The sequence below is a fragment of the Zetaproteobacteria bacterium genome (assembly GCA_003696765.1).
In the GTDB taxonomy this organism is placed as follows: Bacteria; Pseudomonadota; Zetaproteobacteria; order Mariprofundales; family J009; genus RFFX01.
The window spans coordinates 24017-44216 of the sequence record RFFX01000008.1; the positions used below are offsets into that span (position 1 = coordinate 24017).

The following is a 20200-nucleotide window of genomic DNA, read 5'->3' on the forward strand; positions in this document are numbered from 1 at the left end:
GGCGGGGAGGTCACGCCCCACTCCCGTTCGAGCCGATGGCGTAATCGGCAAACAGCTGGTTGCCCGCCGGGTCGTAGTAGAGCGTACGCAAGGAGAGCTCCAACGGCGCGGGCAACGCATCGCGCAGCAGCGTCGCGACGCAGTCGCCGCCCAGCAATGCGAGCCGGGTGGTGAGAAAGAGGCGGTCGACCACGCCGTCGGCCAGGAGGGTATGGAAGACCCCGCAGCCGGCGATGGCGTAGCCGCTCTTCAGGCCGCGCCGGCGCATCCAGTCGCGCACCTCCCGACCGGAGACCCCACCCCGCTTCGCGACAAGCAGTCGCACCCCTACCCGCTCCAGAGCGGCGAGACGATGCTGCGCACCCCCCTCCGACGGAACGAAGAGGGTGATGCGGCGGTCGGCGAAGGGGGCCAACGCCTCCAAAGGGATATCGAGCGAGCGGGAGAGGAGCAGCAACTCGGGCTGCTCCGGCAGTCCGCGCGCCCGCCGCCAGGCGCGCAGCTCCTCCGCCTCCAACGGCAACAGCGCCTGCGCCTGCCCCGCCGCCAACTGCCGGAAGTAGCGCGCCGAGACGATCATCACCGCGCTCTGGGCGGCCAGCTCCTGATAGAGGCGCCAGTCGCGCGGGTTGGCGATCGCCTCCGGCACCCGCATCGCCCCTGCGGCGTCGGCGACGGCGATGCGCCCGTCCAGGCTGGTGATGAAGTTGGCATAGATCAGCGGCTCCCCCGCCGGACCGCCCTGCTCCAGCCCCAGACCGAGATAGCACCCCTGAAGCGGCCTCGCTTCCCCGCCGGAGGGAGGAACGAGCCGGATCAGACCCGACCGCACGCCCGGGAACGGAACACGACGCCCACCCCTCCCCCGGCCGGGGGCCGGTGCGGCGAAACTGCCGGAACGAAGGAACTCAATGGAGCAGATCGTCCTCCGACGATTCCCACCCCTGCTCCTGCTGCTCCACCCGATCGACCGGACGGTACTGCTCCATCACCAGCGCATCCACCCAGGAAGAGGCCGGGAAAAGGGCGCCGGACTCCACCAGACGCACCCCACCGTCCGCAAGCCGCGCCAGCGTCACCTGCACCACATCCCCCTCCCGCAGGTAGGGATGGAGCGCCGGCGGAAGGATCAGGGGCAAGGACTCGGCATCGACATCGTCCACCCGCATCCAGTGGGTGCAGCCGCCCCCCTCCTCCGCGATGCCGAGCCGTGCCGCAACCGCCAACAGGGAGACGACCGGCGATCGGGCCCGCCCCCCCACGACGGGCAGCGCCCCCGAGGTCACCAACCGCTGCAGGGCATGGGCGGCCACCACCGCCCGTTCGCCCTCGGGGGCGCACTCCTCGAAGGCGGCGACGAAACGGTGATAGCGATCACGATCCAATCCCCGCTGGCGGTAGGCGAAATCGATCCATTGGCGCAACATCTCCAGCACGTTGCGTATCCCGCGACCGTCGAGGGCCATATCCTTGAGCAGGTACCAGCCGATGAACTCCCGCAGATGCTCCTCGTCCAGCTGATCGATGGTGAGCGCCCCCAGATCGGCCGGAGGCGACCGATCCGCATCACCGAGCATCCGCTCCATCTGTGCATCGAGCTCCCGCTCCCACTCCTGCTGCGACCCCTCCTCGCCCCCGCCCCATTCGGGAGGGAGCAGCCCCGACCACCCCTGCAGATAGTCGATCAACAGCGAAACACAATGCTCGGCCCGATGGCCGGCCTGACGATTCCGGTCGTAGTGCTGATGCACGAAGCGCTCCAGCGATTGCTGCACGGTCACGGCCATAAACGACGATGGAACGGCAACGAGTCCCTCCATGGACCCCTTGCACGACGGGCACCGAAGGCCCCGATCCACACCGATCCCATACGGGATGCCGGCTTCTCATCACCCGCCGCGGTCGGCAGGCTTCGCCCCACCCAGCGCCATCCACGGGCGGGTCCCTGCCCCGATGGGCCTGCCCCGAGGCTACCGAAACACTATCCGCACGACAGGAGAGAGCAATGCAACTGAACGCGCCGAGTATCCGCCCGGGCATGGTCCTTGCGGTGGACAACGGCCTCTGGCGGGTGATGAAAACCCAGCACGTCACCCCCGGCAAGGGGGTCGCCTGCATGCAAGTGGAGATGCGCAACATCGAAACCGGCGTCAAGGCCAACAAGCGTTTCAACTCCACGGAGCGGGTGGAGCGGGTGGTGCTCAACCAGCAGGAGATGCAGTTCCTCTATCAGGACGGCGACGACTACCACTTCATGAACATGGAGAACTTCGAGCAGATCGTCCTCAAGCGCGAGATGCTGGAGCACGCCCTCCCCTACCTGCTGCCGGAGATGGTCGTCACCGTCGAGTTCCACGAGGATCGGCCGCTCAACGTCCAGATGCCGCAAAGCGTGGTGCTGACCGTGGTGGAGTGCGATGCGGCCATCAAGGGGCAGACGGCGACCGGCTCCTACAAGCCGGGACGGCTGGAGACCGGCGCCCCGATCATGGTGCCGCCCTACCTCGAGCCGGGAACCAGGGTACGGGTCAACACCGAAACCGGCGAGTTCATCGAACGGGCCTGACGTCGAAGGGGGCAGCCGGCTACCGCCCCTCCTCCCCCGCGTCGCGGCCGTAGCGGTCCTCCAGCCGCTCGATGTCGTCCTCCCCCAGGTACTCGCCCACCTGCACCTCGATGATCTTCAGCGGAATCTTGCCGCGGTTCTCCAGCCGGTGGACCGCGCCGATCGGGATGTAGGTGCTGGCGTTCCTCGCCACGGTGTACCGCTCATCCCCACAGGTGACGGTGGCGGTGCCGGAGACCACCACCCAGTGCTCGGAGCGGTGCTGGTGGCGCTGCAGGCTGAGGCAACCCCCCGGCTTCACCTCGATACACTTGAGCTTGTAGCCGACGGCGCAGTCGTCGAGCACGGTGTAGCTCCCCCATGGGCGGCGCACGGTCCGATGCTCGATGTGCTCGCTGCCGCCGCGCTTCTCGATCTGCGCCACCACCTCGCGCACCCGCTGGCTGGAGCCGCGCCGGGCGAGCAGGATGGCGTCGGGGGTCTCCACCGCGATCACCCCCTCCAGATCGATCGCCGCGATCAACCGCCCATCGCCCCGGATGAGCGCATCGCGACAATCGAGCGCGATCACATCGCCTTCAATGACGTTGCCCTCCGCATCCTTGTCGGAGAGCGCATAGACCGCATCCCAGCTGCCGACGTCGGACCACCCTGGATCGCACGGCACCAGCCGAACGTCGTCACCGCGCTCCAACACACCGTAATCGACCGAGATCGACGGCATCTCCCCGAAGCGATCGCGGACCACCTCCTGCCACGGGCGGCTGCGCCACTCGGCGCGCATCTCCTGCAGCAGGCGGTCGACCTCCGGCAGGTGGCGCGCGATCCGGGTCAGGATGGCCGAGGCGCGCCAGACGAACATACCGGAGTTCCAGAAGACCCCGCCGGCCTGCAACAGCCGCTCGGCCCGCTCCCGGTCCGGCTTCTCGATGAAGCGGCGCACCCGACGCACATCCCCCTCCCCCTCGGCCTCGATGTAGCCGAAGCCGGTCTCGGGCCCTGAGGGGGTGATGCCGAAGGTGACCAGCACATCCCCGGCGGCGGCCGTCTCCATGGCCAGACGCAGGGCACGGTGGAACTCCGCCCCGTCGCGGATCAGATGGTCGGCCGGCAACACCACCAGCACCGGATCACCGCCGCGCTGATCCCGCAGCAACGCCGCAGCCACCGCGATCGCGGGCGCGGTGTTGCGCCCGACCGGTTCGAGGATGACATGCAACCCGGCGAGATCCTCCATCGCCTCGCCCTGGGCGTAGCGCTCGCCGGTCACCACCCAGACCTGCTCCCTGGGAATCAGCGGATCGATCCGCTCCAGCGTCGACGCCAGCATGGTCCGTTCCCCGTCGATCCGGAGAAACTGCTTGGGAAGCTGCCGCCGGGAGAGCGGCCAAAGTCGGGTGCCGGAGCCCCCGGCGAGGATGATGGCGCAGGCGTCGTCGTTCATGTCAGACCACAAAACGTCCGTCCGTGGAGCCTCTGCGAAGAAGCGGGAAGGATGCAAAAAAGGGGGTGCGCATCCGCGCACCCCCTTGGTGCAGATGGTGGGTCGTCAGGGGATCGAACCCTGGACCCGCGGATTAAGAGTCCGCTGCTCTGCCAGCTGAGCTAACGACCCGCAGCGAAGTATCGCCCCCGCCCACACAAATTCAAGCCACCCCGCCGCGACAGGCCGTCGTCGGTCGGGGATGACCACGGTAGCATCGCGCCGCATGCGCGATCCCCGTCCCATCGCCGCCCCGTGAGCCGCTCCTTCCATCTCGTCGGCGACTTCACCCCACAGGGGGATCAGCCGCAGGCCATCGCCGAACTGGTCGATGGGGTCCGGCGCGGGGCGCGCTACCAGACGCTGCTCGGCGTCACCGGCTCGGGCAAGACCTACACCATGGCCTGCGTCATCGAGCAGGTGCAGAAGCCGACCCTGATCCTGGCGCCCAACAAGACGCTCGCCGCCCAGCTCTACGGTGAATTCAAGCAGTTCTTCCCCGACAACGCCGTCGAGTATTTCGTCTCCTACTACGACTACTACCAGCCGGAGGCCTATGTGCCGCAGAGCGACACCTTCATCGAGAAGGATTCGTCGATCAACGAGCAGATCGACCGCATGCGGCTGGCCGCCACCCGCGCCCTGCTCGAGCGGGAGGATGTGATCATCGTCGCCAGCGTCTCCTGCATCTACGGCCTGGGCAGCCCGGAGGCCTACGCCGGCATGCTGCAATACTTCGAGGTGGGCCGGGAGGTGGAGATGCGCGCGGCGATGGCCAAGCTGGTCGAGCTGCAGTACCAGCGCAACGACACCGACCTCCGGCGCGGAACCTTCCGCGTGCGCGGCGATACGCTGGAGATCTTCCCCGCCGAGGCGGAGGAGTGGGCGCTGCGCATCGAGTTCTTCGGCGACGAGGTCGAGGCCATCACCCGCTTCGATCCGTTGACCGGCAGGCGCATCGAGCGGCTGCACAAGTTCACCGTCTTCCCCAAGAGCCACTTCGTCACCCCGCGCGATCAGCTGCTGCGGGCCATGGAGTCGATCCGCGAGGAGCTCAAGGAGCGGCTGGCTGAGCTGCGCGGGCAGAACCGCCTGCTCGAGGCGCAGCGGCTGGAGCAGCGCACGCTGTTCGACCTGGAGATGATGCAGGAGATCGGCTACTGCAGCGGGGTGGAGAACTACTCACGCCACCTCACCGGCCGGCCTCCCGGCGCGCCGCCGCCGACCCTGCTCGACTACCTGCCCAACAACGCGCTGGTGATGATCGACGAATCGCATGTCACCGTGCCGCAGATCGGCGGCATGTTCCGCGGTGACCGGGCGCGCAAGCAGACGCTGGTCGACTACGGCTTCCGCCTCCCCTCGGCGCTGGACAACCGCCCGCTCACCTTCGAGGAGTTCGAGGCGCTGGTACCGCAGACCATCTACGTCTCGGCCACGCCGTCGGAACATGAGCTGCGCCGCTCCGGCGGGGTGGTGGTCGAGCAGGTGATCCGCCCCACCGGCCTGGTCGATCCGCCGGTGGAGGTACGCCCGGCAACCTGTCAGGTGGAGGATTTCGTCACCGCTGCGAGGGAGGTGATCGCCGCCGGCCACCGCGTGCTCGCCACCTGCCTGACCAAGCGGATGGCCGAGGATCTCACCGACTACCTGAACGAACAGCGGCTGCGGGTGCGCTACCTCCACTCGGACATCGACACCGTCGAGCGGACCGAGATCCTGCGCGACCTGCGCCTCGGCCTGTTCGACATCCTGATCGGCATCAACCTGCTGCGCGAGGGGCTCGACCTGCCCGAAGTGGCGCTGGTGGCGATCTTCGACGCCGACAAGGAGGGGTTCCTCCGCTCCCACCGTTCGCTGATCCAGACCATCGGACGGGCGGCACGCAACGCCGAGGGACGGGTGATCCTCTACGCCGACACCGTCACCGATTCCATGCGCCGGGCCATCGACGAAACCAGGCGGCGCCGCACCAAACAGCTTCGCTGGAACCGCGAACACGGCATCACCCCACAGACCATCCGCCGGGGGATCCACGACATCCTCGGATCGGTTTGGGAGCTGGACCACGCCACCATCCCGGAGGTGCGGGAGCCGGAGCGGGAGCAACTGCACGGCGGGGCGCGCGAGGAAGAGATCCGCCGGCTGGAGCGGGCCATGGCATCTGCCGCCGCCGATCTGCGCTTCGAGGAGGCGGCGAAGATCCGCGATACCCTGCGCCGGTTGCAACAGCAGTAGCGGCCGTCACCCGCGACGCCCCCACGCCGCCATCACGCGAGGCCGGCGCCCCGGCCCCGCTCAATACCGCTGCAGCGTGCCGTCCACCTCGTCGATCCAGCGGATGATGCCGCCGGCGAGATTGTAGACCTCGCCATACCCCTTCGACCGCAGCAGCTCCACCGCCCTGGCCGAGCGGCCGCCCAGCTTGCAATAGACCACCACCGGCCGATCTCCGGGCACCTCGGTATGTCGCGCCTCCAGCTCGCCCAGCGGAATCGCATGGCTTCCCCCGATGGAGCAGATCGCCACCTCGTGCGGCTCGCGCACATCCAGAAGGTAGAGATCGGACCGCTCCCGCCGCATCTCCACCAGCCGGCGCGGGGTGATGTCGTAGGGGCGCAGAGGCTCCTCCCGACGACGTTCCGTCGGCGGCAGGCCGCAGAACCGCTCGTAGGCGGTCACATCGCCGATGGTCGGGTGATCACCGCAGGCCGGGCAATCCGGATCGCGCCGCAGCCGCACCGTGCGGAAGTGCATGGTCAGTGCATCGTAGAGCAGCAACCTGCCGGCCAGGCTCTCCCCCAGCCCGAGGATGATCTTGACCGCCTCGGTGGCCTGGATCACCCCGATCACCCCGGGAAGCACCCCCAGCACCCCGCCCTCGGCGCACGAGGGCACCAGCCCCGGCGGCGGGGGCTCGGGATAGAGGCAGCGATAACAGGGGCCGCCGTCATGGTGGAAGACCGTGGCCTGCCCCTCGAACTGGAAGATCGAGGCGTAGATCAGCGGCTTGTCCTCGAGCACGCAGGCATCGTTGACCAGATAGCGGGTGGGGAAGTTGTCGGTGCCGTCGACCACCAGATCGTAGCCGCGCACCATCGCCCGCACATTCTCCCGCGTGACGCCGTCGCCATGGAGCACCACATCGAGATGGGGATTGATGCCCAGCAGCCGGTCGCGCGCCGACTCCACCTTGGAACGGCCGATGTCGGCGGTCGAATGGATGATCTGCCGCTGCAGGTTGGAGTCGTCCACCACATCGAAGTCGACCAGCCCCAGCCGGCCGACGCCGGCGGCGGCCAGATAGAGCGCGGCCGGGCTGCCCAGGCCGCCGGTGCCGATGCACAACACCCGCGCCGCCTTGAGCCGCCTCTGCCCCTCCAGCCCCACCTGCGGCAGGATGATGTGGCGGTTGAAACGGGCAAGCTCCGCTTTCGTGAGTTCGGTCATGGTTGATCTCCTCGCAAAACGTCCGTCCATGGACTTTTTGCTTGACGGGGATCGAAGTGCGCCTCTTCGACGCCCGTACGAAGCCATCGCCTGCCTGCGCAGGACCAAGCGCGAACAGCGGTGCCGCGCAAGCCCCTACGGGCGGCCGACCGGCGGGTGGTGGCGGCTGCGTCGACGCACCACCTGCAGCCGGGCGAGGGCGAGCTCCAACGCGACCAGGGCCCGATCCGCTCCTCCGCCGCCTACGCCTGACCCCGCCCACACCGCCCGGGCACGCTCAACCGCCCGCTGCGCCTCGGCCTCGTCGATCGCTTCCGCACGCTCGAAGCTGTCGGCCAGGATGGTGACACCCTCAGGCTGCACCTCGAGCCAACCTCCGGAGATCACGAACAGCTCCTCGCAGCGGGCGTCGCACGCGGCATCCTCCTCCAGGCGATCGATCCGCACCGCCCCGGGACGGAGCAGCGCCAGCAGCGGGGCGTGCCCCGGCAGGATGGCCAGCTCCCCGCCCGCCGACGGCGCCACCACCCGCCGCGCGCGACCACGACAGATCTCCCGCTCCACCGTGGCGATGAGCACCGTCAGAGAGGCCATGACGCCAGCCTACCACCCCCCCGGCGGACAAGCCAACCCGCACCCCGACGATCGCAGCACACCACCCCCATCCGGAAGCGCATCGACCGGGCAACGCCCGAAACGCGTGCCCCGGGATTCCCGCGACCCGGTCGCCTCCATGCATCGATCCCGGGATCCGAACCGCCGCTCCGGCCGCGGGCGGCGGCACTCCGCAAGGCACGCCCGATGACAAACCATCCGCTCGGGCTAGCCTCTCCCGCGTGGTTCACCTGAAGAGTCGCGAGGAGATCGAGGCGATGCGCCCCGCCTGCCGGGCGGCGGCCGCAACGTTGCAGTGGGTCGGGACACAGATCCGCCCCGGCATCACCACCGACATGATCAACGAGATGGTCCACGAGGACACCCTACGTCGCGGCGGCATCCCCGCCCCGCTCAACTACCACGGGTTCCCCAAATCGGTCTGCACCTCGGTCAACCACGTCGTCTGCCACGGCATCCCCGGAAAGCGGGTGTTGCGTGACGGCGACATCATCAACGTCGATGTCACCACCATCATCGACGGCTGGCACGGAGACACCAGCCGAACCTTCTTCGTCGGCACGCCGCGCGCCAAGGCACGCAAGATCGTTCGCGTCGCCCGCAAGGCGCTCGATGTCGGGATCGCCGCGGTCCGCCCCGGGGCCACGCTGGGGGATATCGGCCACGCCATCCAGAGCTACGCCGAGAGCGAGGGGTGCTCGGTCGTGCGCGAATATTGCGGCCACGGCATCGGACGCAACTTCCACGAAGATCCGCAGGTGCTCCACTACGGCAGGCCGGGGACGGGCCTGCCGCTGCAGGCCGGCATGGTCTTCACCATCGAGCCGATGATCAACCTGGGCAAGCCGGGCATCAAGCTGCTCAAGGACAAGTGGACGGTGGTCACCCGGGACAAGTCGCTCTCCGCTCAGTTCGAGCACACACTGGCGGTGACCGACGACGGGGTGGAGATCCTCACCCTGCCGGAGGAGGAAGAGGAGGAGGCGTCGTCGTGATCTCCGGCCGCTGTCTGCGCATCTACACCACCGAGTCGGACCGGATCGACGGCAAGCCTGCGCTGGAGGCGATCGTCGGGCTGTGCAAGGAGGCCGGCGTGCACGGCGTCTCGGTGGTGCGCTGCGTGGAGGGGATGGGGCGCCATGGCATCCACTCGGCATCGTTCCTCAGCCTGGCCAGTGATCTCCCGCTGCTGGTGGAGATCATCGACACCGAAGAGCGGATCGAACAGGCGATCGCCACCCTGCGGCCCCACCTCGCCGACCGGCTGGTGGCCACCTGGCCGGTACAACTGCTGCGTACCGGCTGGAACGGGAATGGGGAGGACGCGCCATGATCGAGCACCTGCGCAAGGTTCCGCTCTTTTCCGAGTTGAGCGACGACAACCTGCTCTCGATCGCCCAGCTGGGGCATGTCGACGCCGTCCCGCCCAATACCATGGTCCTGCAGGAGGGGGACAAGGGCGACGCCCTCTTCATCGTGCTCGAAGGGAGGGTGAAGATCTGTTACTATGCCCCCGACGGACGCGAGGTGATCCTGAGCATCCTCGAGGAGGGGCAGTTCTTCGGGGAGATGGCCCTGCTCGCCTGCAGCACCCGCTCGGCCACGGTGATCACCATGACCACCAGCCGCCTGGCCCAGATCCGCTGCCAGGACTTCAAGGAGCTGCTGCGCCGCCACCCCGAGATCGCCGTCGGCATGTTGGCGGAGGTGACCGGACGGCTGCGCCGCACCAGCCAGCTGCTCGAGCGCCTGAGCACCATGAACGTCCCCGCCCGGCTCTACATGCTGATCCTCGACCAGTGCCACCAGACACGAGCACTGCTCCCCTCGGAGCAGACCGAACACTTCCCGGTGATCGAACTGCCGATCCATCAGGTGCTGGCCGACCAGATCGCCACCAGCAGGGAGACGGTCAGCCGCGCCATCAGCAGGCTGAAGAAGAACGGCATCCTCACTCCGGTCGAAGGGCGCCACAACTTCTTCAGGGTGGATGTCCGCGCGCTGGAGACTCTGACCCAGATCATGGTCTGATGGTTTCGCAAGCAACCATCATCGCGGCCACGGACGGCCGCGCAAAGCCGAAGCTTGCGCAAGCAAGCGATGGATTTGTAAGGGGATCGAAGACCGCGCTCTTCGATCGCCGTCAAGCAAAAAGTCCACGGACGGACTTTTTGCGATTCGACCAGACATGACCATCACCACCATCGACAGCGAGGCCGCGCCGGCGGCCGTTGGGCCTTACAGCCATGCGGTGCGCCATGGCAACACCCTCTACCTCTCCGGCCAGATCGGCCTCGACCCCGCCTCGGGGACGCTGGTTCCGGGGGGGGTGACCGCCGAGACGCAACAGATCCTGCGCAATCTCGATGCGGTACTCGCCACCGCGGGGGCCTCCCGTACCCAGATCGTCAAGGCGACGATCTATCTGGTGGAGATGGAGGACTTCCGGCAGGTCAACGCCATCTACGGCGATTGGCTGGGAAACCACCGCCCGGCGCGGGCCACCGTCGCCGTCGCCCGCCTCCCCTTGGATGCCCGCATCGAGATCGATCTCGTCGTCGCACTCTGATCGCCGTCGTCGCGATCTGATCGCGCGCCGGTGGCGGTGGCACGCTCACCGGCCGGCGGCGATCAACGCCTCCAGCTCGCGGTTGCGCTGCTCCAGCCGGGCGATGTGGCGCGCGTTGGAGATGGCCACCGCACAGGCTGAGGCGAGCGTGCGGACGATGGTCTCGTCGATCGGGGTGAAGGCGTGGCCGCCGGCCTTCTCGGTCAGGTAGATCACCCCCTCGATCTCCTCCTCGAAGAGGATCGGCGCCCCGAGGAAGGTGTGCATCACCGCATGGCCGGGCGGAAAGCCCGCCGCACGCGGATGGGTGGTGATATCGGCGATCCGCACCACCTCGTGCTGCTCCCACATCAACCCGAGCAGCCCCTTCCCCTCGGGCCAGTGGCCGTCGAGCCTGGCCAGCTCCTCCTCGCCCATCCCCAACGGGATGTAGTGGCGCCCCTCATCGGCGACATAGGAGATCATCGCGTAGCGCGCGCCGGTCAACTCCATCGACAACTCGCCGACATGGCGCAAGATCCCCTCGAGCTCGGTGCCCCTGGTCAAGGAGATCACCGCCTGGGCCAGCTTCTCCTGCTGCAGGATCAGTTGCCGTTCCATCGCCGTATGCTTGAACATGGCCGCACTCCTTTTGCGGGCAACGGTATGACCTGTGCGGCTCGATAGCAACTGTCGGCCCGGTTCAGGGCATGCGCGGTTCTGCTCCCCCCTGTCTGATCGCCCGCACCAGAACCAGCGCCAGCAGGGCCAGCCCGACCATGGAGAGCGCGCCCAACCCGGCATGCTTCAGCCACTGACAGGCAAAGATCCACACCGCCAACGCCAGTAATACCACCATGACACCGATCAGATGCAGCACGATCCCGGCCACGCCGCCGGCGCGGCCAGCGGCAGCAAAGATGGCGGCAAACGGGGCACGCAAGTACTGCTCCAGCCGCAACAGCAGCCCCGGCCGCCGCAGAGCCACCCAGCCAAGAGCGACCACAGCCAGCGCAAAGACACCGTAGTCGACCAGCAGCAGGGCCACATCCCCCCGGTCCAGCATGGACGGAGCCACGCCACGGGTGGCATAGCCCTCCCCCTGATCGAGCGGATCGGCCAACGCCGAGGCAAGCGGCCCGAACAGCGCCACGCCGCCCCCGACCAGAAGAGGCCACCGGCTCACGACTCCAGCTCCACCGCCCCCGGCTCGCGCGCCTGCTTCTGCTCCTCCTCGAAGCTGCGCATCGCCTGCAACCCCACGGTCATGGCAAAGAGGATGCCGCCGGCGGCCGTGGCGTGCCATCCGTGGGTGTTGACCCAGTGGCAGAGCAACAGCCAGCCGACCACCACCGGACCGAAGAGCAACAGCTGCAGCCACATCCCCCGCCCCCGGCCCAGACCGATCCACAAACCGACCGGCAGGACAAACCACCAACTGCGCCGGTGGTAGCCCCGCCAACAGATCAGGACGATCACGATCAACAGAATCAGATCGGCCATCGTTCGGTGAAACAGGGTCTCACGGGCGGGAGGCGGGGACCTTGCACGCCCCCGCCGCGGAAGGGGTCAGCAGCCGCAAGGCGATCCACAGCAACGGCCAGCCATGCCAGAAGAGGTCGAAGAGATCGATCGGCCGGTGCAACGATCCATCGAACAACATCCGCAGCTTCTCTACCAGATGGGGCTCGGGGAAGATCGGCATCACGCCCAGCAGCAATGCCGCCACCACCAGCATCGACATCGGTGGACAGTGCAACCAGCCGAACAGGCGCCTCATCCGGCGGAGAACTCCTCGAATGCCTGCATCGCCTCAGCCGCATACATCAGCGACGGCCCTCCACCCATGTAGACCGCCACCCCCAGCGCCTCTTCCAGCTCCTCCCTGCCCACCCCCAGCGACACCAGCGCCTTGACATGGAAGCCGATGCAACCCCGGCAATGGCCGGCAACGCCGATGGCCAGGGCGATCAACTCCTTCTGCTTCCGGTCCAGCGCCCCATCCGCCATCGCCGCCTGCGCCATCGCGGAGAATCCCTTCATCACATCCGGGATATCCCGACGAAGCTCGCCGATGGTTGAGGAAAGACTCCGGGTCAGTTCGTGGTACGGTGCCATCACGCAACACTCCTGTTGATTTTCGATCCCCGGGCGGCCCGGACCGGTCAGTCCGCCCCCCCGCGTCACTTCAGCCGTTCGATTCCCATCCGCTTGAGAAATGCCCGCTCGATGAACGGCTCGGAAACCCCGGTCTTCATCTTGCGTATGAAATACTTCTCGAAGCCGACCTTGGCGGTATGGACCCACTTGCCGCCACGCGCCCACACCTTGTTGCGCGGCGGAATCTGCGGGTAGGCGACCAACGCCACGCCGCGATCCCCGAAGTCGGCCAGGCAGATCGCGCCCCAGGTGCCGCTCTTCTCCGGTTTCTCCCCCTTCAGATCGTGGATGATGTTGTGCACGATCGCCGTGGTCATCGTCTCGATCATGAAGCCGGTCTTGGGGGTGCCCACCGGCAGCGGTGTTTTCTCGACCGGAGGGATCGCCACGATCACTCCGGTACCGTAGATGTTGGGGAACTTCGGGTTCTGCTGATACTCGTTGATCACCACGAACCCCATCGGATTGCACAGCCCCTCGCAGTTGGCCACCGGCCCCACGCCACGGAACGGCGGCATCAACATGGCAAAACGGTGCTCAAGCGTCCCTTTGGCGACCACTTCGCCGTGGCGATCCACCTCTTCGTAGTCCAGGCTGTGCTCATGAATCGCGGTGGTCTTGCAGTTGGTGATGAACTTGATGTCCCGCTTGCGCAGCTCGCTCTCCAACAGCCCCTTGGAATCCTCGACGCCGCCCAGCCCGAGATGGCCGATGTAGGGCTCGGGGGTGATGAAGGTGATCGGCACCTTGTCGCGAATCTTGCGCCGGCGCAGCTCGGTATCGAGAATGGTGACGAACTCGTAGGCCGGCCCGAAACAGGAGACCCCCTGCACGGCACCGACGACGACCGGACCGGGATCCTTGCAGAACTCCTCGAAGGCGTGCCAGGCCTCCACCGCGTGATCGACGTGGCAGATCGAGTGGGTATGCCCCTCCGGCCCAAGCCCGGGAACCAGCTCGAAAGCGAGCCTGGGGCCGGTTGCGACGATCAGGTAGTCGTAGTCGAGTCGCTGGCCGTTGCCCAGCCGCAGGGCGTTCTCGTCGGCCAGGATCTCGTCCACGCCGCAGGAGAGGAAGTTGATCCCCTTCTTGTTGAGATAGGGGGCGCAGGGGAAGCTGATCTGCTCCTTGTCGCGCCAGCCGACCGCCACCCAGGGGTTGGATGGTGTGAAGTGAAAGTAGTCGACATTGGAGATGACCGTCACCTCGTGATCTCCGCCCAGCTTGTTGAGCGCATCCTTCATTTCGTATGCGGCCGGCATACCGCCGATGCCCGCGCCGATGATCGCTACATGTGCCATGTACCCGTACCTCTCTGTTTCGATTTCATGCTCCTTCCTCCCCGTGCGCCAGCGATGTCAGCATGGCCGCATCGCGCACCCGCACCGACCCCCGTCCCAGAAGCAGCGCACCGCGCCGCTCCAGATTCTTCAACACCCGGCTGACCACCTCGCGCGCCGTGCCCAGCTCGACGGCCAGCTCCTGATGGGTGGCCCGCACCTCCCTGCGCCCCTGGGCACTGCGTTGGAGCAGAAGCCGGGCGATGCGCCGATCCATCCGGCCGAAGGCCACCTGCTCGATCAGCATCATCAGATCGCTGATCCGCTCGCCGATCCCGGCCATGACCAGGGCGCGGAACCTTCGGGAGCCCTCCATCGCCTGCTCGAACGCCTCCGCAGGGATCAACACCAGCTCCACCTGCTCTTCGGCGATCCCCTCGCACGGATAGCTGCGGCCGCCGAGCAGACAGGTGGTGGTCAACATGCAGTTCTGCCCCGACTCCACCCGATAGAGCACGATTTCATGCCCTTCGGGATCCATCTTCTGCACCCGGATCGAACCATCGAGCACCAGCACGAACCCCCTAGGGGCATCGCCGTCGCGAAACAGCACCGTTCCGGGCTCCACCCGCATGCGCACCGCCGCGGCAACCGCCTTCCGCCAGGCGGAATCGTCGATGGCGGCCAGCGCGGGAACACAGGCCAACCATGAAGGCGTCGCACCGGATTCCATCACCCGGCGATCGTCTGCAACACCTGTTCGAAGAGTTGCCTGGCCTCGGCGGCCAGCTCATTCAGTCCGGGATGTCGCACCACCCCGAGCATGGCATCCGGGTCGATGATCGACACCTCGGTGCGCCCCTCCTCATCGGTGCGGATGAGAACGTTGCACGGCAGGAGCAGCCCCACCTCGGGCGCAAGGGAGATCGCCCGGTGGGCCAGCCGCGGGTTGCATGCCCCGAGAATCCGATAGGGGGGATGGTCGACGCCGATCTTCTTCTTCAGCGTCTCCGCGACATCGATCCTGGTCAGCACCCCGAAACCGACCTGTTGCAACGCCTCGGTGACCGCCTGCTCCGCTTCGTCCACCGATCCCGCAACGTGGACGCGCATTCCCACATCGTTCATGATGGAATCGCAAAACGTCCCTCCATGGACGTTTTGCTCGCCTTACAAAACCGTCGCCTGCTTGCGCAAGCTCCCGTTTTGCGCGGCCCTCCGTGGCCGCGATGCCGGCTTCCTGCGAAGCCGGGATTCATCCAGCTCCCTGCTCGACCGGATAGCCCGCTTCGATCCAGGCCAAGGTACCTCCGGCCACGTTGAACAGACGTGCATGACCGTGGTGGTCGCTGAGGTATTTCAGCGCCTGGGCCGATCGTGCACCCGAACGGCAGATGAGGTAGACGTCTCGATCCTTGGGTACCTCGTGCGCCCGCGCCGGCAGGGCATCCAAGCTGATGAGCCGCGCCCCCGGAACATGGCCCCGGGCATACTCCTCCGGCGTGCGCACGTCGATGAGGCAACACTGTTCGTCATCCGCCCCGGACCAGAGCCGATGAAGCTCCTCGACCGTGATCTGCTTCATAAATGATTCCATCGCAAAAAGTCCGTCCATGGACTTTTTGCTTGACGGGGATCGAAGAGCGCGGTCTTCGATCCCCTTGCAAATCCGTCGGTTGCGTCTGCAACCTCCGGATTTGCGCGACCCTCCATGGTCGCGATGATGGTTTCTTGCGAAACCATCATGAATGATTCCATCGCAAAAAGTCCGTCCATGGACTTTTTACTCAACAAAAAGCGCAAGACGTGACTTTCGTTTTCCTTACAAATCAACAAGTTGACCTCGCATGCTCTTGATTTGCGCGGCCGTCCTGGCCGCGAATGCCGACTGCTTACGAAGTCGTCATGGACGCCCTCCTTTGTTCACGGGAAATCCAGCATCGCGCCAGCCCCGCATGCTCGCCGGCACCACTTCGATATTGGTGTAGCCGCGCGCGGCCAGCAGCTTTCCGGCGCGGGCGGCGCGTACGCCCCCCTCGCAATAGAGGTAGACCTGTTTGTCATGCGGCACCTCGCCCAGACGCATGGCCAGAGTATCCACCGGAATGTTGATCGCCCCCGGGATATGGCCCGAGCGGTATTCGGCCGGTGTACGCACATCGATGAAGACGAAGGGGATGGGGGAGCGGCTCCCCTGCAGCCAGTGGTCATGCGCATGGCTGAGGGTGGCCACCTCGTAGCCTTCCACGGAGCGCTTGCCCATCCCGCAGGCCAAGACGTTGCCGGTGATCAGCCACAGCGACATCCCGATCACAACCCAAACGCGTGTTCTCATATCATTCGCTCCGTTCGATTGATGTTGCGGGAAAATCCCGGCACGGCACAGACGCCCCAACCCGCAAACCGGTCACAGCGCATCCCGGAACATGACGCCGCCGATGACCACCAGCAGCAGGCGGAACGCCTCCTGCAGCCGCTCCACCGGCAACCGCTGCAGCAGCCAGTTGCCGAGGAGGCTTCCGACCATCGCCAACAGCGCGATCACCACCAGCGGCGCCGGAGCGAGTGCCACCCGTCCCAGCCAACCGACCGCCGCCGCCAATGCGTTGCCGGTGATCAGCAGCAGCGAGTGGGCCACCGCCAGCCGATAGTCGGGCACCCCCAGCCACAACAGCGCCGGCACCATCAAAAATCCTCCACCCACCCCCAGTACGCCGGTCACCACGCCCAACAGCGCACCGACCAGCAGCGTGTGCGCGCAGCGGCAGGCGGAGCCACCACCGAGCGCATGCGGCTTCGGCCGCCCCATCCACCAGGCCACGAACCAGGTCAGTGCACCGAAGAGGGCGCTCTGCACCGCTGCCGGGATCACGAGGCCGACCTGCGCCCCCAGCCAACCGCCGACCACCCCGCCGGCAGCGAACCAGCCCAGTAGAGGCCAGTGGATCTCTCTCCAGGGGTTGTGCCGCAGCAACGCCGCCAGGCTGACCGCGGCGACGATCCACAAGCTGGAGGCGATCGCCTGCTTGAGCGGCATGTGCAGCAGATGGGTGAGCAGCGGCACGGTGGTCATTCCCCCGCCGGCGCCGAAGAGCGCCAACAGAAGACCGATGAGCGGTGCGAGCAGCCATCCCCACCACAGGGTCACGACCGGTGGTCGGGGCGACTGCCCCCACGGCGACCGCCGGCTGCGACCTCCGTGGAGGAATGCGTCGCGATGTGAACAGGGAATGATCGAATCGCAAAAAGTCCCTCCGTGGACTTTTTGCTCGACGGCGATCGAAAAGCACGGTTTTCGATCGCCTTACAAAACAGTCGCTTGCATGCGCAAGCTCCCGTTTTGCGCGGCCGTCCATGGCCGCGTTGATGGTTTCTTGCGAAACCATCAGGGAATGACGGCTTCGCAAGATGCCGGCATCGCGGCCATGGAGGGCGGTGCAAATCCGGCCGCGGCCAGGCGACGGATAGGTGAAGGAATCGAAGCGCGCGGCCTTCGCTCTCCGCCGGGCACAACGCCCACGGACGGACTTTTTGCGATTCGATCATCAATGAATCAGGCGCGGGGGCCTCGGGGGTGAGGGAGGTGAGGAGCGACCCCCGCGCCTGAACCGGTACGCCCGCCCGGTGTCCCTTCCGTCGCATCACTCCGGAACACCGAGCCGGGCGAGAATCTTCTCCATCAGGCACCACCGGGTGAAACCCGACTGCAACAGGTTGGCACCGACGAAGGCGGTGAACCAGAGCCAGGTCGGCTCACCCAGCGGCACACCGTTGACGACATGGGCCAGATAGAGGCTGAGCAGGACGAAGCCACCTGCGATGATGCGAATCATACGTGCGATGTTCATCGTATTCCACCTCCTTGTCCGATCGGGACGGCATCCGCCTTCCGCTGCCACAGGTAGTAGATCAGCGGGATGATGAAGAGGGTGAGCACGGTGGCGGCCAGCGTGCCGAAGGCCATCGAGACCCCCAGCCCGCCGAAGACCGGATCGCTGATCATCACCGAGGTGCCGGCGATCACGGCCAGCGCGGTCAGCAGGATGGGACGGGCGCGCACCGCACCGGCCTCGAGCACCGAGGTGCGCACCGAGTAGCCGCGGGCGCGGTAGTCGAGGATGAAATCGATCAGCAGCGTGGAGTTGCGCACCACGATACCGGCCAGGGCGATCATGCCGATCATCGAGGTGGCGGTGAACGGCTGGCCGGTGATCCAGTGGCCGGGGAAGATGCCGATCATGGTCAGCGCGGTCGGCGCCATCACCAGCACCGGCAGCAGAAACCGGCCGTAGTAGCCGACCATCAGCAGGTAGATCAGCACCAGCGCGACGATGAAGGCGGCGCCCAGATCGCGGAAGACATCGAGGGTCAGCCGCATCTCGCCGTCCCACAGCAGCTGGTAGCCGAAGGTGTCCTCGGGCACCGGATCGGTGAAGCGCAATCCCCCCGTGGTCAGCCGGTGGCCGGGAATCGGCGTGCTGCCGTCGAGCGCCCGATCCATCTCGAGCAGCGGATAGACCTGCGACCCCCGTTTCGGCTCACCGGTGACGTAGACCACCGGACGGCCGTCCTTGCTCATGCGCGGTTTGGGCACCGTCCTCCGCTCGATGGTCGCCACGCTGGAGAGCTGCACCGCGCCGTTGCGCCCGGAAACATAGATGCGGTGCAGATCCTCGGGATGGACCCGCTGCGTGCGCGGCAAACGCACGGTGATCGCCACCGGATGGCGCTCCTCGTCGCGATGGAGCGCGCCGATGGAGAAGCCCTGCAGGTAGTCGCGCATCGCCTGGGTGACGCGCGCGGTCGGCACCCCCAGGCGGGCGGCCTTCTCCTTGTCGATCCGCACCCGCCACTCGACCTGATCGGCGCCGATCGAGTCATCGACATCGGTCACGTCCCAGGTGGAGGAGAACCGCTGCCGCACCCTGGCGGCGATCGCCCGCCGGCCGGCCTCATCCGGGCCGTAGATCTCGGCCAGCAGGGTGGCGCGCACCGGCGGCCCCGGTGGATCCTCGACCAGCTTCACATTGGCCTCGGGGTGGGCGGCAAGCAGCGGCGCCAGCCGGTCGCGCAGCCGCAGCACGATCTGGTCGGAGCGGAGATCGCGCTCCCGCTTGTCGACCAGATTGACCCGGATCTCGGCCAGATGGCTGCCGCGACGCAACACCGCGCCGCGCAGCATACCGTTGAAATCGATCGGCCCGGCCCGGCCGACGAAGATCTCGTAGTCGGTGACCATCGGATCGCTGCGCAGCAGATCGCCGACGCGCCGGGCCATGGCGTCGGTCTCCTCCAACGGCGTCCCCTCGGGCATGTCGATGGTGATGTTGAAGGTGTTCTTGTTCCCCTTGGGCAGCATCTTGAGCTCGACGGTGCCGGGCGTGGGGGGACCGTTGATCCCCTCCGGCCGCACGAACTGCCACGCCGGCTCCCACAGGGCGAAGGCGAAGAGCAGCGCCACCACCAGCCAGAAGCCGCGCCGCAGCCCGGGGCGATCGATCAGCGGTGCGGCCAGCCGCATGTAGCCGCGATGGATCCAATCCTTGGGGTCGGCGTCGCGCTCCTCCATGGTCGGCTCCTGGATCCGGCAGGGCATCCAGCGCAGGGCGATCCAGGGGATCAGCCCGTAGGCGACGATCAGCGAGGTGGCCATGGCGATCGGCGCGTTGAAGGGGATCGGCCCCATGTAGGGCCCCATCATGCCGGTGACGAAGGCCATCGGGATGAAGGCGAGGATGACGGCGATGGTGGCGATGATCGTCGGCTTGCCGGTCTCGTTGGTGGCGGCGATGATGGTGCGCACCTTCTGCTTGAGCGACGCCACACCGCGATGGAGGTGGCGATGGACATTCTCGATCACCACGATGGCGTCGTCGACCAGCAGGCCGAGGGAGAGGATCAGGGCAAAGAGGGTGATGCGGTTGATCGTCTGGCCGGCGATCAGCCCGATGGCCAGCACGATGAAGAGGATCAGCGGGATGTTGAGCGTGACGATCGCCGCCTCGCGCCAACCGAGGAAGAGCAGCATGATGACCACCACCGAGACAATGGCGATGGCCAGATGCTCGATCAGCAGGTTGACGGCGGCATCGGCGCGC

At 66.8% G+C, this 20200-nt stretch carries 24 protein-coding genes and 1 tRNA gene; 6 read left to right on the forward strand and 19 right to left on the reverse strand.

What is annotated here, in order from left to right; all coding sequences use genetic code 11:
* Nucleotides 1-10: 10 nt before the first annotated feature.
* Together D6682_01295 and D6682_01300 are read right to left on the reverse strand one after the other, a co-directional pair.
* A complete protein-coding gene (locus D6682_01295; GenBank protein ID RMH52712.1) occupies nucleotides 11-967 on the reverse strand; it encodes a pyrimidine reductase in 957 nt (318 codons plus the stop codon).
* Nucleotides 909-1787 (reverse strand): hypothetical protein, encoded by an 879-nt coding sequence (locus D6682_01300; GenBank protein ID RMH52713.1) that lies wholly within the window; start codon nucleotides 1785-1787, stop codon nucleotides 909-911. Before D6682_01300 ends, D6682_01295 begins: the two co-directional genes overlap by 59 nt.
* Before the next feature lie 218 nt (nucleotides 1788-2005).
* Between D6682_01300 and efp the strand changes: the two genes are divergently transcribed.
* Entirely contained in the window at nucleotides 2006-2566 is a 561-nt protein-coding gene (efp, locus tag D6682_01305; GenBank protein ID RMH52714.1) for an elongation factor P, read from the forward strand.
* Between the two features lie 19 nt (nucleotides 2567-2585).
* Here the strand turns inward: efp and D6682_01310 are convergent, their stop codons facing one another.
* Together D6682_01310 and D6682_01315 are read right to left on the reverse strand one after the other, a co-directional pair.
* On the reverse strand, nucleotides 2586-4010 hold the full coding sequence (locus tag D6682_01310) for a mannose-1-phosphate guanylyltransferase/mannose-6-phosphate isomerase (GenBank protein RMH52715.1): 1425 nt from the start codon (nucleotides 4008-4010) through the stop codon (nucleotides 2586-2588).
* 95 nt (nucleotides 4011-4105) lie between these two features.
* Nucleotides 4106-4181: transfer RNA gene (locus tag D6682_01315), tRNA-Lys, on the reverse strand.
* Nucleotides 4182-4304: 123 nt separating this feature from the next.
* Between D6682_01315 and uvrB the strand changes: the two genes are divergently transcribed.
* A complete protein-coding gene (gene uvrB, locus D6682_01320; protein RMH52716.1) occupies nucleotides 4305-6287 on the forward strand; it encodes an excinuclease ABC subunit UvrB in 1983 nt (660 codons plus the stop codon).
* A gap of 60 nt (nucleotides 6288-6347) precedes the next feature.
* Here uvrB and moeB read toward each other — a convergent pair whose 3' ends face one another.
* Together moeB and atpC are read right to left on the reverse strand one after the other, a co-directional pair.
* A complete protein-coding gene (gene moeB / locus D6682_01325; GenBank protein ID RMH52717.1) occupies nucleotides 6348-7499 on the reverse strand; it encodes a molybdopterin-synthase adenylyltransferase MoeB in 1152 nt (383 codons plus the stop codon).
* Between the two features lie 135 nt (nucleotides 7500-7634).
* A complete protein-coding gene (atpC, locus tag D6682_01330; protein ID RMH52718.1) occupies nucleotides 7635-8093 on the reverse strand; it encodes an ATP synthase F1 subunit epsilon in 459 nt (152 codons plus the stop codon).
* A 242-nt stretch (nucleotides 8094-8335) separates the two neighbouring features.
* Between atpC and map the strand changes: the two genes are divergently transcribed.
* The 4 genes from map to D6682_01350 all read left to right on the forward strand — a co-directional run bounded on the left by map (nucleotide 8336) and on the right by D6682_01350 (nucleotide 10683).
* On the forward strand, nucleotides 8336-9109 hold the full coding sequence (gene map / locus D6682_01335; GenBank protein ID RMH52719.1) for a type I methionyl aminopeptidase: 774 nt from the start codon (nucleotides 8336-8338) through the stop codon (nucleotides 9107-9109).
* Nucleotides 9106-9447: a DUF190 domain-containing protein gene (locus tag D6682_01340; protein RMH52720.1), complete on the forward strand. Its 342-nt coding sequence runs from the start codon at nucleotides 9106-9108 to the stop codon at nucleotides 9445-9447. The genes map and D6682_01340 overlap by 4 nt, the downstream gene beginning before the upstream one ends.
* Complete coding sequence (locus D6682_01345; protein RMH52721.1) at nucleotides 9444-10145, forward strand: Crp/Fnr family transcriptional regulator; 702 nt, start codon at nucleotides 9444-9446, stop codon at nucleotides 10143-10145. The genes D6682_01340 and D6682_01345 overlap by 4 nt, the downstream gene beginning before the upstream one ends.
* 157 nt (nucleotides 10146-10302) lie before the next feature.
* Nucleotides 10303-10683 (forward strand): RidA family protein, encoded by a 381-nt coding sequence (locus tag D6682_01350; protein ID RMH52722.1) that lies wholly within the window; start codon nucleotides 10303-10305, stop codon nucleotides 10681-10683.
* A 45-nt stretch (nucleotides 10684-10728) separates the two neighbouring features.
* On the opposite strand, the gene D6682_01355 is transcribed toward D6682_01350, so the two are convergent.
* The 13 genes from D6682_01355 to D6682_01415 form a co-directional block, all read right to left on the reverse strand.
* Nucleotides 10729-11301: a GAF domain-containing protein gene (locus D6682_01355; GenBank protein ID RMH52723.1), complete on the reverse strand. Its 573-nt coding sequence runs from the start codon at nucleotides 11299-11301 to the stop codon at nucleotides 10729-10731.
* A gap of 64 nt (nucleotides 11302-11365) precedes the next feature.
* Nucleotides 11366-11830, reverse strand: coding sequence for a hypothetical protein (locus D6682_01360; GenBank protein ID RMH52739.1), 465 nt, complete (start codon nucleotides 11828-11830; stop codon nucleotides 11366-11368).
* 14 nt (nucleotides 11831-11844) lie between these two features.
* The gene (locus tag D6682_01365) at nucleotides 11845-12165 is read right to left on the reverse strand and encodes a hypothetical protein (protein RMH52724.1); all 321 of its coding nucleotides are present in this window, start codon (nucleotides 12163-12165) and stop codon (nucleotides 11845-11847) included.
* 19 nt (nucleotides 12166-12184) lie between these two features.
* Nucleotides 12185-12442, reverse strand: coding sequence for a hypothetical protein (locus tag D6682_01370; protein ID RMH52725.1), 258 nt, complete (start codon nucleotides 12440-12442; stop codon nucleotides 12185-12187).
* A complete protein-coding gene (locus D6682_01375) occupies nucleotides 12439-12783 on the reverse strand; it encodes a carboxymuconolactone decarboxylase family protein (GenBank protein ID RMH52726.1) in 345 nt (114 codons plus the stop codon). The genes D6682_01370 and D6682_01375 overlap by 4 nt, the downstream gene beginning before the upstream one ends.
* A gap of 62 nt (nucleotides 12784-12845) precedes the next feature.
* Nucleotides 12846-14123, reverse strand: coding sequence for an NAD(P)/FAD-dependent oxidoreductase (locus D6682_01380; protein ID RMH52727.1), 1278 nt, complete (start codon nucleotides 14121-14123; stop codon nucleotides 12846-12848).
* Nucleotides 14124-14148: 25 nt separating this feature from the next.
* Nucleotides 14149-14835 carry a Crp/Fnr family transcriptional regulator gene (locus D6682_01385; protein RMH52728.1) on the reverse strand — a complete coding sequence of 229 codons (687 nt, stop codon included), beginning with the start codon at nucleotides 14833-14835 and terminating at the stop codon, nucleotides 14149-14151.
* On the reverse strand, nucleotides 14835-15230 hold the full coding sequence (locus D6682_01390) for a DUF302 domain-containing protein (GenBank protein ID RMH52729.1): 396 nt from the start codon (nucleotides 15228-15230) through the stop codon (nucleotides 14835-14837). The genes D6682_01385 and D6682_01390 overlap by 1 nt, the downstream gene beginning before the upstream one ends.
* A gap of 127 nt (nucleotides 15231-15357) precedes the next feature.
* Nucleotides 15358-15687, reverse strand: a complete 330-nt coding sequence (locus tag D6682_01395; protein RMH52730.1) for a rhodanese-like domain-containing protein — start codon at nucleotides 15685-15687, stop codon at nucleotides 15358-15360.
* A 318-nt stretch (nucleotides 15688-16005) separates the two neighbouring features.
* Nucleotides 16006-16437, reverse strand: coding sequence for a rhodanese-like domain-containing protein (locus tag D6682_01400; GenBank protein ID RMH52731.1), 432 nt, complete (start codon nucleotides 16435-16437; stop codon nucleotides 16006-16008).
* A 72-nt stretch (nucleotides 16438-16509) separates the two neighbouring features.
* A complete protein-coding gene (locus D6682_01405; GenBank protein RMH52732.1) occupies nucleotides 16510-17382 on the reverse strand; it encodes a sulfite exporter TauE/SafE family protein in 873 nt (290 codons plus the stop codon).
* Nucleotides 17383-17743: 361 nt separating this feature from the next.
* Nucleotides 17744-17950 carry a DUF2892 domain-containing protein gene (locus tag D6682_01410; protein RMH52733.1) on the reverse strand — a complete coding sequence of 69 codons (207 nt, stop codon included), beginning with the start codon at nucleotides 17948-17950 and terminating at the stop codon, nucleotides 17744-17746.
* The coding region (locus D6682_01415; protein ID RMH52734.1) for an efflux RND transporter permease subunit at nucleotides 17947-20200 on the reverse strand (2254 nt) is incomplete at its 5' end. The genes D6682_01410 and D6682_01415, both read right to left, overlap by 4 nt.